Source organism: Bacillus cereus group sp. MYBK222-1, from assembly GCF_051916425.1.
GTDB lineage: Bacteria > Bacillota > Bacilli > Bacillales > Bacillaceae_G > Bacillus_A > Bacillus_A paranthracis.
In genome coordinates this window covers 132,224-145,038 of the sequence record NZ_JBQAGP010000008.1, presented here as the reverse complement: position 1 = coordinate 145,038, position 12,815 = coordinate 132,224, and the positions used below count along the sequence as shown (strand labels likewise).

Sequence of the window (12,815 nt, the reverse complement as noted above, 5' to 3'; positions counted from 1 at the left end):
ATTGCAGCACGCTTTTAGATAGACAAAAAACGCGCGGAACAATGTTCACACGCGTTTCTTATTAGGAAAAATATATATTGAAAAAATAAACGAGTTGTTATCTCCTCAAAATAAGAAACCGCATCAACATCTCCAAATAGCTCTCCATAAAATAAATCTTATGACAGTACTACATTTATTCAATGCAGTCCCAATATATGAATAAGATGGTTATTCTTATATTTCGGCAATAGTCCCTTTCAACCTATGATCACAGATTCCATTAAATCTCCCATAGCTTACTCTTTCCTATCGCGGCCTCTACCTTTGAGAGTAGATGAGGTAAGTCTATTTAATTTTCAAACATCTAATTGTTGCTATTAACAATACCAAAGGACCATTTTATTTGTCAAACAATTTTTTATATTGCTTTTTGACAGTTTAGTTTCGTATCGTTTGGTAAGCGCTTTACTGAAACCTTTGTCACTTCCCATTCACCTTCTTCGTTATTAAATGTAATCGTTACCTTCTCAAATGGTGGCGCAATTTTCCCTGCAACACGTTCATACTTAGTCACTTCAATACTCGCTTGAAATAAATATGTACCGCTATACACTTTTTTTAAACTAATAATTTTCGGGCATTGATAAGGCTTCAAGCTCCCATATTGTTTTTCGATTGCTTTATTTATTTTCGGAAATAACACAGAATAAAGGGCATCTTCCATAAGAGGTGCATCATACTCTGCTACCGACACACTTGGTGAAGCAAAAAGTATAACACTACTGCATACTATAAAATATAATAATTTTCGCATTATAACCTCCGTATTGTTACACGATTCTTTCCGCGCACGATAATAATCATACATAGACACTTCATTTTATTGTCTCCTACTGCCCTTTTTCTACTCAATTGTTATAAAAAAGTCCACAACTCTCTTTTATTTTCGTATAATGATACTCATAGTATAATAAACATAATAATAAAGGACTGTTCGTATATATAAAATGAGGCGCTAATCAAATAGGCCCACAAGAACCGTCATGCTTTTTAGGAGAGGAGTATATTATGCTACAACGTCTGTTTCCAAAACTTCGATTCGCACTCGTTGCAGTCGTTTTATTATGGATAAAAACATATATTGTGTACAAGCTAGCGTTTGATATTAAAATTGATAATTTCTTTGAAGAATTTATGCTTTTTATGAATCCACTAGCTGCGTTACTTTTATTTTTCGGTTTTGCATTATTTGCATCTAAACACCGAAATCGCATTATAGTTGGAATTAGTTTTATACTGTCATTCATTTTATTTGGAAATGCAATGTTTTATGGGTTTTATAACGATTTCGTTACGTTCCCAGTATTATTTCAAACAAATAATATGGCTGATTTAGGGACGAGTATAAAAGAACTCTTTACGTATAAAACATTACTGTTATTCGCAGATGCGATCATCTTAATGTTTCTTTCGCGTAAATTCCCATCATTTTGCGACAAAACGCCGCTTTCTCGCTCTGAGAAGAGAACTTTCTTTAGCGGTGTAACAGCTCTATTAGCACTACAAATTGTTGTTTCTGTTATTTATAAACCACAAATGTTCTCACGCTCATTCGATCGTCAAACTGTCGTGAAAAATTTAGGTTTATACACATATCATCTATTTGATATTACACTGCAATCAAAATCTTCAGCTGAACGTGTATTTGCAAGTGGGGACGGGTTCTCTGAAATTAAAAACTATACAGACTCAAAAGATAAGCAAGTTGATAAGAACTTATTTGGATCTGCAAAAGGTAAAAATGTCATTTTGATTTCAATGGAATCTACACAAAGTTTTGTTATTAATAAAAAAATAAATGGAAAAGAAATTACTCCATTTTTAAACGAATTTATTAAAGATAGTTTTTATTTCGATAACTTCTATCATCAAACAGGACAAGGTAAAACTTCTGATGCTGAATTTATCGTTGAAAATTCACTTTATCCGTTAGATCGCGGTTCTGTATTCTTTACTCACGCAACAAATGAATATACAGCTACACCCGAACAATTAAAAAAATACGGATATTCTTCTGCTGTCTTCCATTCAAACGATAAAGCGTTTTGGAATCGTGATGTAATGTATCCTGCACTTGGATATGATCGTTACTTTAATTTGAATGATTACGTAGGCACAGAACAAATGTCTGTCGGTTGGGGATTAAAAGATAAAGAGTTCTTTGAACAATCTATTCCAAAGTTAAAATCCTTACCACAGCCGTTCTATACAAAATTCATTACTTTAACAAATCATTTTCCATTTCTTCTAAATCCAGAAGATCAATATGTTGATGAGTTTAATTCGGAAAGTGGCGTTGTAAACCGTTACTTCCCAACCGTTCGTTATACGGATGAAGCTCTTAAACAATTTATTAAACAATTAAAAGCAGAAGGACTGTATGACAACTCTGTTATTGTCATTTACGGAGATCATTACGGTATTTCTGAAAACCATAACGCAGCTATGGCTCAGTTCCTTGGGAAAGACGCTATTACACCATTTGATTCTATGCAATTACAACGCGTCCCTCTCATTATTCATGTACCTGGTCAAGAAGGAAAAGTCATTTCTAAAGTGTCTGGTCAAATTGATATTAAACCAACGCTACTTCATTTACTTGGTATTAAAACAAATAAATCAGTTGAATTTGGAACTGACTTATTTATTAAAGAAGAAGATCCACTTATGGTAATGCGTGATGGTAGCTTCGTTTCGGAAGATTATGTGTATACAAAAAACATGTGCTATAAACGAAACACAGGTGAAGAAGCAGACATCTCATTATGTCAACCGAATATTGAAAAAGCAAAAACAGAATTGAAACTTTCCGACAAACTCATTTATGGAGATTTGTTACGTTTCGATCCTAACAATCGGTATAAAACTGGAACTATGATAACGAACTTTGAATAATACAAGAAGAGGCTGTCCCAAAAAGTGCTTTTTAGCCAAAATCGAATAAAAAGTGAAGGGCAGAAATGTTAATTTTATAACGTTTCTGCCTTTTCAATTTCATGTGATCTTACTTCGAAAGAGACTTATGAGACAGCCCCTTCTTTTTTCACTTATTTTTCAAATCATTCTGATATGAAATCTTTCACAAATTGGGAATTTCTTTCGTGTGAAGAAGAAATTTATGGTATGATAAAATAAGTAAAATTTCATACACTAATTAAGAATTTATTACAGAAAGCAAGGGATCAGATTTTGTATAGAGCAGCTATTCCAAACTTATTTACGCTCGGAAATTTATATAGTGGATTCTTGTCAATCGGCTATGCATCTTTAGGATATTATAAATCAGCTGCTATTTTAGTACTTATCGGGATGATGTTAGATAGTCTTGATGGGCGTGTTGCTCGTTTATTACGTGTTGATTCACAAATGGGAAAAGAGCTTGACTCGCTTGCGGATGTCGTAACATTTGGTGCAGCACCTGCTGTTCTCATGTATTACACATCTTTCTCTAATTATGGAATCATCGGACTATACATAGCGGGGCTATTCCCTCTTTTCGGAGCATATCGTTTAGCACGATTTAATGTAACACCATCTTCTACTTCAATGAAATATTTCACTGGGGTACCGATTACAGCAGCGGGAGGGCTTGTTGCTTTCTTAACATTATTTTCACATACCATTCCAAAAATCGTTCTTATTACAGTATTTGTAACGTTCGCATTTTTAATGGTGAGCCGCATTCGTATCCCAAGTTTAAAAGATGTACCAATTCCACGATATAGCATCATTATTACACTATTTTTAGTGGGCATCATTATCACAATGTACCAAACAGGGTTCGGTAATTTTTCTGTTTTCTTATTCATTGCTATTCCACTATATATTTTGTACATGCTATCTCAATTCCTTAGACAAAGACCATCAAAAAGAGCAAATAAAGAAAAATAAAAAGAAACCTTCCGATTCCGGAAGGTTTCTTTTTATTTTGTAACGAATACTTTTTGATTGACAGGCGTTACAGCTTCTTCGCCATTTAATACAGCTAAAATATTTCTTACCGCCGTTTCGGCCATCGCATCACGCGTTTCAAATGTTGCATTTCCTACGTGAGGAGCAAGTACCACATTCTTTAATCCTTTTAGCTCTTCAGTAATTTTCGGCTCAAATTCAAACACGTCAAGAGCTGCCCCTTCAATTTCATTTGTTTTTAAAGCATGAGCAAGTGCCGCTTCATGCATAATTGGTCCACGTGAAGCATTTATAATATACGCTGTTTTCTTCATCATTTTGAACTGTTCTTCATCAATCATATGGTGCAATTTCGGATTATACGCACAGTTAATTGTAATAAAGTCTGCTGTTTGTAATAATTCTTCCAATGTTACATATGTTGCTTCCAGTTCACTTTCAGCTTCAGGCTTTCGATTTGGTCCTGTATATAAAACATTCATTCCAAACGCTTTCGCACGCTTTGCAACTGCCTTTCCGATTTCTCCAAGGCCGATAATTCCAATTGTCTTACCATGTACTTCGCGGCCTAAGAAAAATAACGGTGCCCATCCGTTAAATCCAGTTGTACGACATAGCGTATCACCTTCAGGAATTCTACGTGCCGCTGCTAAAAGAAGTGCAAATGTTAGTTCTGCAGTAGCTTCCGTTGATACTTTTGGTGTATTCGTTACCGCAATCCCTTTTTTTTCGGCATATGAGTAATCAATATTATCGTAACCAGCACCGTAGTTTGCAACAATCTTCAAATTAGGTGCCGCATCAATCACTTCTTTTGTCACCTTTGTAGAAAGTAGGCTTAACAATGCATCTTTGTCTTTTACACGCTCTGTTAATTCATCTAAAGAAATTAACTCCTCTTTATCGTACATTTCTACATCATGATCCTTTAATAGTTCTAATCCGATTGCTGGAATTTTCCCTGCTACTAATATTTTTGCCACTACTAACACCTCTTCTATAGAAAATAAGATCTCTCTTATCTTTCATTGTAAGAAATCCACATATAAAAACCAAGGAATTTGATTATAGTTTTGAAAATCGACACTTTTCCACAAAAAAAGAGGAGATGCAAGTCTCCCCCTCTTCTTATGCTTTTTCTTGCGATTGTTTTCCAAGCTTCACATCGATCGTTCCTTCTGCAACTGTATCACTAATTTGTTCCTCAATAACGGATTGAGATGTAGCATTCGTTTCAGAAGTATACGCTTGTTGCTGTGCACCTTGTACATTTTGTTTATTTTGCTGTTTCGACATTTCTTACCCTCCTTTTTATTCTTTCTTATTTTGAACAAAAAGATGGGTTTTCATCAAAAAATCGTGATCATTTTGAAATTGTTACTTCTTCTAGTAATCTCATCGTTCTAACTCGTTTCGTAAATGTAGCTAAGTAAGCAATATCATGATTACGTAACGTCTTTATATTCTCTTCCACATATTTTCCTAAATCATTCGGATAATGAGCATCTGAAGAGAGTGTGATCGGAACTTCGTGTTTAGCTAATACTTGTAAATATAGCGGACTCGGACACATTTCGCGCACAGGATAGCGATAGTACAATCCCGCATTTATTTCCGTTGCTGTATTTGTTTCTACTAATGCACGCGCAATTTTCTTATAGTAAGAAAGTTGTTCATTCTCATTTAATCGATAATTAAATACTTTTATGTTGTCAAGATGAGCAATAATATCAAATAACTCAGAACGAACTGCGCACTCAACCGTTTTGAAAAACGTATCATATAAAACATATAAGTCATGTTCCTTAAAATATTCTTTCGTATCTGGATTATCAAATCCCCAGCCATTTAAAAAATGAACAGAACCAATTACATAATCAAAATCTCCTAATGCGAGTAAAGATTGTAATTGTTGTTCACCACCAATAAAATAATCTGCTTCAATTCCAAGTTTAAGCGTAACACCTCTTTTACTCCACCGTTCTTTCGCCTCTTCAATTGCCTTTGTAAAATCATGTAGTGAAGCTACCCTTACTTGGTCTAACCATTCCTTTTGTAAACGTCCAAGCCCCGAATCACTAATATCAACATATGTTTCATAGTATTCTTTCGCTTCATAAAAACGATATAAATGATCGACAATACCAACTTCTTTTATCCCTTTTCGCAAAGCTTCTTCTAAATATAAATCAATCCATTTCATTGTAAATGGCCCTTCATTCACACGTCTTTGCAGGCGTTCTTGTGTTTTCACAAGCCATTCCATAGAATGTTTTTCTTCTTTTAGCGGTTCATAATGTTGTAATGATTCATTTATTTTAGCTAGCCATCCTATTGAATATGGCCCTTCTTCTAAATGAATGTGATAATCCACCTTCATACATATTCCCCCTATAATGTATCTATTTCTCTTCTGTCCCCTACTCTCGAAAGCTTCCCATTTCTTTCTGTCACTTCCTCCATAATATCTTCTAATGATATATTTTTTTCGGCTAATAAAACGAAGCAGTGATACATTACATCAACCATTTCTTTCACTAGCTCTTCGTTATCATTATTTTTGGATGCAATAATTACTTCCGTACATTCCTCACCAATTTTCTTTAAAATTTTATCTTCTCCTTTTGAAAACAAGTAATTTGTATATGATTCCGAAAGTGGATTTCTCTTTCGTTCTTTAATTGTTTCGAATAGTAATGTAAAGGCGTTTTTCATATGTATCCCCCTATATAATTTTGTAATGAAAACACGTTTTTTCTCCCGTATGGCAAGCAGGCCCTACTTGCTTTACGACAACAACAATTGCATCTTGATCACAATCTAAATAAAGAGATTGCACATGTTGGACATTACCTGATGTTTCTCCTTTATTCCATAACGACCTTCTTGAACGAGAATAAAACCATGTTCTTTTCGTTTCTATTGTTTTTTCATATGCCTCTTCATTCATATAAGCTAGCATTAAAACTTCTTTTGTATCTTCTTCAATTACAACTGCTGGTAATAGTCCTTTTGAAAAGTTAGGTTTCATAGCCGCACCTCAACATTTGCATTTCTTAACTTTCTCTTTACGTCCCCTATTGTCGCCTCACCGTAATGAAAGATTGATGCCGCTAATGCTGCATCAACTGTTGTCTTTTGAAACACTTCTATAATGTGATCAGCATGACCGCATCCACCTGACGCGATGACAGGTACGGAAACACTTTTTGAAATTTCTTCTGTTAAACGAAGGTCATATCCATTTTTCGTTCCGTCTGCATCCATACTCGTTAATAAAATTTCGCCTGCGCCTAGCTCTGTAACGCGCTTTGCCCACCCGATTGCATCCATTCCCGTATCAACTCTTCCGCCGTTCACATATACATTCCACTTATCCTCTGCTACTTTTCTAGCATCAATTGCTACAACAATACATTGTGAGCCAAAATGCTCTGCCCCTTCTTCGATTAATTTTGAATTTCGCACTGCTGCTGAGTTAATTGAAACTTTATCTGCTCCAGCTCTTAGTAAATTGTACATATCTTTCACACTTGAAATTCCTCCGCCAACTGTAAGAGGAATAAATACTTTTGAAGCCGTTTTTTCTACAACATCTATAATCGTTTTTCGTCCTTCATGCGTTGCCGTAATATCTAAAAATACTATTTCATCTGCTCCCGCATCATTATATAAAGCTGCTATTTCAACAGGATCCCCGACATCTTGTAGTCCTATAAAATTTACACCCTTTACGACTCGCCCTTCTTTCACATCTAGACATGGAATAATGCGTTTCGCTAACATAACTTTGTTACCTCTAGCACTTCTTCTAAATCAATCGTTTTCTCGTAAAGAGCCTTACCAATTATGACGCCGTATATGTTCATATCATTTAACTTTTTCACATCTTGTATAGATGCAATTCCTCCAGAAGCAATCAGTCGAGTAGCAACGTTCTTTTGTAGTAACTCCAATTGCTCTACATTCGGTCCTGCAAGTGTTCCGTCTTTCGAAATGTCTGTAAACACAATCGTTTGAACACCTATCTTCTCCATTTGTTTTGCTAAATCAATGTAAGAAATTTCAGACACATCAAGCCAGCCTCTCGTTGCTACAAAACCATTTTTCGCATCAATTCCGACGATGATTTTTTCTTTATATAGACGAACTGTCTCTTCTAAAAATGGCTTATCATAAAGAGCGGCTGTTCCTAAAATCACTTTATCTACTCCTACTGAAAATAATTTCTCTACGGATACAAGTGATCGAATTCCTCCGCCAACTTGCACTGGAATACGTACTGCCTTGCAAATTCTTTCAATGACGGACAAGTTTAACGACTCACCAGCAACTGCACCATCTAAATCAACAATGTGCAACCGTTTCGCTCCAAATGTTTCAAATATAATCGCTTGCGCAACTGGGTCTTCATTCATTACTGTTTCTTTACTAAATTCTCCTTGATACAGTCTAACGCATCTCCCTTCTTTTAAATCGATAGCTGGGAAGATTTCCATGTTTCTACCACTCCTTTAAAATTTTTCAACATTTGCATGCCAATGTCACCACTTTTTTCAGGATGAAACTGCGCACCGTATATATTTCCTTTTGCTACAAAACCAGGTACTTTCACTCCATATTCACTTATTCCATATACAATTTCATTTGGACAATCTGCGTAATAAGAGTGGACATAATATACGAAAGAACCGTCCTCTACTCCATTCCAAAGCGCTATTTCTCCTTCTTTCTTTAACTCATTCCATCCCATATGAGGAATTTTATAAGGAACCTTTAACTTTCGAATAACGCCTGGCAATAAACTTAACCCGTTACAGTCTTGTAGTTCCTCACTTTTTTCAAATAAAAGCTGCATTCCTAGGCAAATACCTAGAAGTGGTTTTCTGGAACGCCCAATTTCTTGTAACACACGTACTAAATCTTTTTCTTCCAATACATCCATTGCTTTTGGAAATGCACCTACTCCTGGTAAAATCACTCCATCACTTCTAAAAATCTCTTCTTTATCACTCGTTACGATATACGCTGCTCCAATATGCTTTAATGCTTGTTCTACACTACGAATGTTTCCCATTCCATAATCTATAATGGCAATCAATTACAACATCCCTTTCGTTGAATTTACACCAGTAATATTGGCATTTCTTTCGACTGCTTCTCTAAGCGCTCTACCAAACGCTTTAAATAACGCTTCAATTTTGTGATGTGTATTGCTTCCGTATAAAATACGAGCATGTAATGTAATATTGGCAGCATGAGCAACTGCTCTAAAAAATTCTTCCGTTAGTTCTGTATCAAAATCCCCAAGCTTCGGATTCGTTAATTCTCCTTGAAATACAATATATGAGCGTCCACTTATATCAATTGCAACAAAGCCTAAAGACTCATCCATCGGTACATATGCTGAGCCGTACCTGTTAATCCCCTCTTTACTGTGCAATGCTTCTTTCAAACAATTTCCGAGTACAATCCCAACATCCTCAACTGTATGATGTGCATCAACGAATACATCCCCTTCTGCCTCCACTTGCAAACCGAATCTTCCATGCCTTGCAAATAAAGTTAGCATATGATCAAAAAAACCAACTCCCGTTCGTACAGAAACGTTCTTCCCATCATCAAGCTGTAAACTTAATTTTATTTTTGTCTCTGTCGTCTCACGTATTTGACTAGACTCACGCATTATTCTTCCTCCTCAAATCTTATTTGAATTGCTCTCGCATGCGCATGTAACCCTTCTTTATTGGCAAGCTCTACAATATGATGTTGGACATCTCTTAATGCTTCCTCTGTATAAGACAGAAAGCTTGATTTTTTCACAAAATCATCGACTGATAACGGTGAGAAAAACCTTGCCGTTCCACTTGTCGGTAACACGTGATTCGGTCCTGCTAAATAATCCCCGAGCGGTTCTGGTGCATATGGTCCAAGAAAGATAGATCCTGCATGTTTCACATAAGCTAGAGCATTCATCGGTTCTTTTATATGTAACTCTAAATGTTCCGGGGCAATTTCATTCGATAAATTTAGCGCCTCCTCTAAAGAAGGAACGATAAAAATGGCCCCATTTCTCTTTATTGATTCACGTGCAATTTCGCTTCTTGGTAATGTTTCTAACTGCCTTTCTATCTCTTTTTCTACTTTTTTTGCTAAATCTATATTTGTTGTAATACAAATTGCTGTCGCTCTCTCGTCATGTTCTGCTTGTGATAATAAATCAGCAGCAATATATTTTGCATTGCCGGTTTCATCTGCAATAACTACAATTTCTGACGGTCCAGCAATCATATCGATATTTACTATTCCATATACTTCTCGTTTCGCTAGAGCGACGTACAAATTTCCTGGTCCAACTATTTTATCCACTTTCGGAATCGATTCCGTCCCGTATGCTAAAGCAGCAATTGCTTGCGCACCACCTATCGTATAAATTTCATCTACTCCTGCAAGACTTGCAGCAACTAAAATATGTGGATCAATTCCTCCTTCTCTTGGCGGTGTTGCCATTACAATCTTTTTCACACCAGCGAGTTTTGCTGGCAATACATTCATTAATACTGACGAAGGATACGAAGCAGTTCCGCCTGGCACATATACGCCTACATTCTCTAATGGCCGAATGATTTGTCCTCTCATGATGCCTTTACTCGCGCAATCGAACATCGATTGTCTTTTTTGCTTTTCATGGTACGAAATAATGTTTTTCTTCGCCTCTTGTAACGCTTCTAAAAATGAATTCTCTACAAACATACTCGCTCGTTTTATTTCTTCTTCACTTACACGAAACTCTTTCATCTTTACACCATCAAACTTTTTTGTATAAAAAGATAAGGCCTCATCCCTACTCTCCCTTACATTTTGAACGATTTCACTTACATTTCTTTGAACAGTTTCTTCTATTATATTAGCGTTTTCTCGTAGCAATTTTATTTTCGATAACGCCTTTTGAAAATCTTCAAAAACGATCTCCATTACAAGTCCCCCTATTTTCCTGACAAAATTTCTTGCTCCATCATATTTATAATACTGAATATTTCGTCTTTTTTAGTTTTTAATGCAGCCTTATTTACAATCATTCGAGCAGATATAGAATACATTTCCTCAAATACAATGAGTCCATTTTCTTGTAATGTTTTTCCTGTTTCAACAATATCAACAATCGCATCTGCCAATCCAAGAATAGGAGCAATTTCTACAGAACCTTCTATTTTAATAATTTCTACATCCTCTCCTTTATCATGAAAATAGTTAGAAGTAATATGTGGATATTTCGTCGCAATGCATTTCTTCCGGTAGCTCTTCGGATTATAAGTAGGAATAGAAGCGACACAAAACTTACACACGCCTACTCCTAAATCTAACATTTCATAAATATCTTTCTCGTTTTCCATTAAAATATCTTTTCCAACGACTCCGATATCCGCTACTCCATGTTCTACATAAGTAGCAACATCTACTGCTTTCACTAAAATAAATGAGATATCCGTATTTTTACTTTGAAAGACAAGTTTTCTTCCTTTATTTTTGAGCTCTGAACAATCAATTCCAATCTGCTCAAAGAGCGGAATCACATGTTTTTCTAATCTCCCTTTCGTTAACGCAATTTGAATGTTACGCATGAAGTTTCTCCTTCTTTCTGGACGACCCATTTCTCTTTCCATACATATTCCACTAATGATTCGTTCTTTGCCTCAACGACCGTTACAATTTGATTTTTTCTAGCAAATTGAAAAGTATCATTTAAATTAGAGAATAAAGATAGCGCTACTTTTTTCCCGTCCTTTTGAAGTAAATTTCGTAATCGTTCCGCTTCTGCTAATCTATTTAACTCGTAATGAATCATAATATCTATTCTCTTTCGTTCATATGGCTCTTGCTGCTCTTGCAGCGCCTTTACAATTTGATTAACTTGCACCGCGAGTCCAACAGCCGGTAACATTTCTCCAAAATTTCCAATTAACTCATCATATCTTCCGCCACTAACAATTTCTTCCCCAATTTCATATATATACCCTTTGAAAATAACACCTGTATAATAGTCCAAATGTTGAATTATTCCTAAATCAATTGATATGTAAGATCCATAGCCTAGTTTTTCAATTGCTTCATATATTTCTTTCACTCTTGTAATAGCCATTTTCATTTCATTACTTGAGGCGAGTTTTTCTGCTTCCTCAATCACTTCTAAATTCCCGAATAACCTCGGTAATTTCTCCAGTAACTTTACTGTTTCATCACATCGATCTAATTTCTTATCTCTAATAAAATTGGATAAAGCGGCATAATTTTTACTTTCAATATATGTTCTAAGAACTTTCTCTTCTTCCTCATGAATGGAGAGCTTTTTGACAATACATTTATATAACTGTACTTGCCCAATCTCTATTGTAAAAGATTGCACCTTCAACTTTTGAAGTGATTGAATGACGCTTATAACACATTCAATTTCAGCTCTTACATTATCAATACCGATAATTTCAATACCACTTTGCACGATCTCATTATATTTTCCAGTAAGGGACTCATTCGCTCGAAATACATTTCCGCTATACGTCACTTTAAGTGGTGTATCACACCTCTGCGTTCCGATCACTCTCGCTAAAGGAATTGTCATATCTGGACGCAATACGATAATCCTTCCCTTTTCATCAAAAAATTTATACATCTTTTCTTCATCTATCGGCCTGCTTTGAAAGGCGAACACATCATAAAATTCAATTGTTGGTGTCCTTATTTCTTCATAACCTCTCTCTAAAAAAGTACGCCTTAATTTTTGCTCCACTTCTTCAATTAACGTACATTCTTCGAATAAATAATCTCTCGTTCCATTTGGATTTGCCCGTTTCCATTTTGTCATC

15 protein-coding genes and 1 riboswitch are annotated in these 12,815 nt (G+C 35.5%); of the genes, 2 read left to right on the top strand and 13 right to left on the bottom strand.

Going from position 1 to position 12,815, the window contains the following annotated elements:
- Window positions 1-129: 129 nt before the first annotated feature.
- Window positions 130-311, bottom strand: a riboswitch (Lysine riboswitch).
- An 89-nt stretch (window positions 312-400) separates the two neighbouring features.
- Window positions 401-850 (bottom strand): DUF3888 domain-containing protein, encoded by a 450-nt coding sequence (locus tag ACTFR9_RS24385; RefSeq protein WP_002091837.1) that lies wholly within the window; start codon window positions 848-850, stop codon window positions 401-403.
- A 200-nt stretch (window positions 851-1,050) separates the two neighbouring features.
- Here ACTFR9_RS24385 and ACTFR9_RS24380 point away from each other — a divergent pair, with 200 nt between their 5' ends.
- Together ACTFR9_RS24380 and pssA are read left to right on the top strand one after the other, a co-directional pair.
- On the top strand, window positions 1,051-2,937 hold the full coding sequence (locus ACTFR9_RS24380; RefSeq protein ID WP_000941733.1) for an LTA synthase family protein: 1,887 nt from the start codon (window positions 1,051-1,053) through the stop codon (window positions 2,935-2,937).
- Window positions 2,938-3,231: 294 nt separating this feature from the next.
- The gene (pssA, locus tag ACTFR9_RS24375; RefSeq protein ID WP_000285422.1) at window positions 3,232-3,933 is read left to right on the top strand and encodes a CDP-diacylglycerol--serine O-phosphatidyltransferase; all 702 of its coding nucleotides are present in this window, start codon (window positions 3,232-3,234) and stop codon (window positions 3,931-3,933) included.
- Window positions 3,934-3,965: 32 nt separating this feature from the next.
- On the opposite strand, the gene ACTFR9_RS24370 is transcribed toward pssA, so the two are convergent.
- The 12 genes from ACTFR9_RS24370 to hisZ form a co-directional block, all read right to left on the bottom strand.
- Entirely contained in the window at window positions 3,966-4,937 is a 972-nt protein-coding gene (locus ACTFR9_RS24370) for an NAD(P)-dependent oxidoreductase (protein ID WP_001062823.1), read from the bottom strand.
- 145 nt (window positions 4,938-5,082) lie between these two features.
- Window positions 5,083-5,250 carry a YozQ family protein gene (locus ACTFR9_RS24365; protein WP_000043572.1) on the bottom strand — a complete coding sequence of 56 codons (168 nt, stop codon included), beginning with the start codon at window positions 5,248-5,250 and terminating at the stop codon, window positions 5,083-5,085.
- A 67-nt stretch (window positions 5,251-5,317) separates the two neighbouring features.
- Window positions 5,318-6,334, bottom strand: a complete 1,017-nt coding sequence (locus ACTFR9_RS24360; protein WP_000861819.1) for a histidinol phosphate phosphatase domain-containing protein — start codon at window positions 6,332-6,334, stop codon at window positions 5,318-5,320.
- 11 nt (window positions 6,335-6,345) lie between these two features.
- On the bottom strand, window positions 6,346-6,669 hold the full coding sequence (gene hisE, locus ACTFR9_RS24355) for a phosphoribosyl-ATP diphosphatase (RefSeq protein WP_000786132.1): 324 nt from the start codon (window positions 6,667-6,669) through the stop codon (window positions 6,346-6,348).
- Between the two features lie 10 nt (window positions 6,670-6,679).
- On the bottom strand, window positions 6,680-6,985 hold the full coding sequence (gene hisI / locus ACTFR9_RS24350) for a phosphoribosyl-AMP cyclohydrolase (protein ID WP_000803968.1): 306 nt from the start codon (window positions 6,983-6,985) through the stop codon (window positions 6,680-6,682).
- The gene (hisF, locus tag ACTFR9_RS24345) at window positions 6,982-7,740 is read right to left on the bottom strand and encodes an imidazoleglycerol phosphate synthase cyclase subunit (protein ID WP_000880092.1); all 759 of its coding nucleotides are present in this window, start codon (window positions 7,738-7,740) and stop codon (window positions 6,982-6,984) included. The genes hisI and hisF overlap by 4 nt, the downstream gene beginning before the upstream one ends.
- Entirely contained in the window at window positions 7,734-8,453 is a 720-nt protein-coding gene (hisA, locus tag ACTFR9_RS24340) for a 1-(5-phosphoribosyl)-5-[(5-phosphoribosylamino)methylideneamino]imidazole-4-carboxamide isomerase (protein WP_000402310.1), read from the bottom strand. The genes hisF and hisA overlap by 7 nt, the downstream gene beginning before the upstream one ends.
- Window positions 8,426-9,055, bottom strand: coding sequence for an imidazole glycerol phosphate synthase subunit HisH (hisH, locus tag ACTFR9_RS24335; protein ID WP_000560333.1), 630 nt, complete (start codon window positions 9,053-9,055; stop codon window positions 8,426-8,428). The genes hisA and hisH overlap by 28 nt, the downstream gene beginning before the upstream one ends.
- Entirely contained in the window at window positions 9,056-9,640 is a 585-nt protein-coding gene (gene hisB / locus ACTFR9_RS24330) for an imidazoleglycerol-phosphate dehydratase HisB (RefSeq protein ID WP_001209290.1), read from the bottom strand. It lies immediately after the preceding gene.
- Window positions 9,640-10,929, bottom strand: coding sequence for a histidinol dehydrogenase (gene hisD, locus ACTFR9_RS24325; protein ID WP_000407008.1), 1,290 nt, complete (start codon window positions 10,927-10,929; stop codon window positions 9,640-9,642). Before hisD ends, hisB begins: the two co-directional genes overlap by 1 nt.
- A gap of 11 nt (window positions 10,930-10,940) precedes the next feature.
- Complete coding sequence (gene hisG / locus ACTFR9_RS24320) at window positions 10,941-11,576, bottom strand: ATP phosphoribosyltransferase (RefSeq protein ID WP_001244470.1); 636 nt, start codon at window positions 11,574-11,576, stop codon at window positions 10,941-10,943.
- Window positions 11,552-12,814 (bottom strand): ATP phosphoribosyltransferase regulatory subunit, encoded by a 1,263-nt coding sequence (hisZ, locus tag ACTFR9_RS24315; protein ID WP_000170315.1) that lies wholly within the window; start codon window positions 12,812-12,814, stop codon window positions 11,552-11,554. Before hisZ ends, hisG begins: the two co-directional genes overlap by 25 nt.
- Window position 12,815: the final 1 nt, after the last annotated feature.

What these genes read in the sequence shown, in the direction of transcription:
- ACTFR9_RS24380 (WP_000941733.1), top strand. Translation starts at nt 1,051, where the DNA reads ATGCTACAACGTCTGTTTCCAAAACTTCGATTCGCACTCGTTGCAGTC.
- hisA (WP_000402310.1), bottom strand. Translation starts at nt 8,453, where the DNA reads ATGGAAATCTTCCCAGCTATCGATTTAAAAGAAGGGAGATGCGTTAGA.
- ACTFR9_RS24365 (WP_000043572.1), bottom strand. Translation starts at nt 5,250, where the DNA reads ATGTCGAAACAGCAAAATAAACAAAATGTACAAGGTGCACAGCAACAA.
- hisD (WP_000407008.1), bottom strand. Translation starts at nt 10,929, where the DNA reads ATGGAGATCGTTTTTGAAGATTTTCAAAAGGCGTTATCGAAAATAAAA.
- hisF (WP_000880092.1), bottom strand. Translation starts at nt 7,740, where the DNA reads ATGTTAGCGAAACGCATTATTCCATGTCTAGATGTGAAAGAAGGGCGA.
- hisB (WP_001209290.1), bottom strand. Translation starts at nt 9,640, where the DNA reads ATGCGTGAGTCTAGTCAAATACGTGAGACGACAGAGACAAAAATAAAA.
- ACTFR9_RS24385 (WP_002091837.1), bottom strand. Translation starts at nt 850, where the DNA reads ATGTATGATTATTATCGTGCGCGGAAAGAATCGTGTAACAATACGGAG.
- hisE (WP_000786132.1), bottom strand. Translation starts at nt 6,669, where the DNA reads ATGAAAAACGCCTTTACATTACTATTCGAAACAATTAAAGAACGAAAG.
- hisI (WP_000803968.1), bottom strand. Translation starts at nt 6,985, where the DNA reads ATGAAACCTAACTTTTCAAAAGGACTATTACCAGCAGTTGTAATTGAA.
- hisG (WP_001244470.1), bottom strand. Translation starts at nt 11,576, where the DNA reads ATGCGTAACATTCAAATTGCGTTAACGAAAGGGAGATTAGAAAAACAT.
- hisZ (WP_000170315.1), bottom strand. Translation starts at nt 12,814, where the DNA reads ATGACAAAATGGAAACGGGCAAATCCAAATGGAACGAGAGATTATTTA.
- ACTFR9_RS24360 (WP_000861819.1), bottom strand. Translation starts at nt 6,334, where the DNA reads ATGAAGGTGGATTATCACATTCATTTAGAAGAAGGGCCATATTCAATA.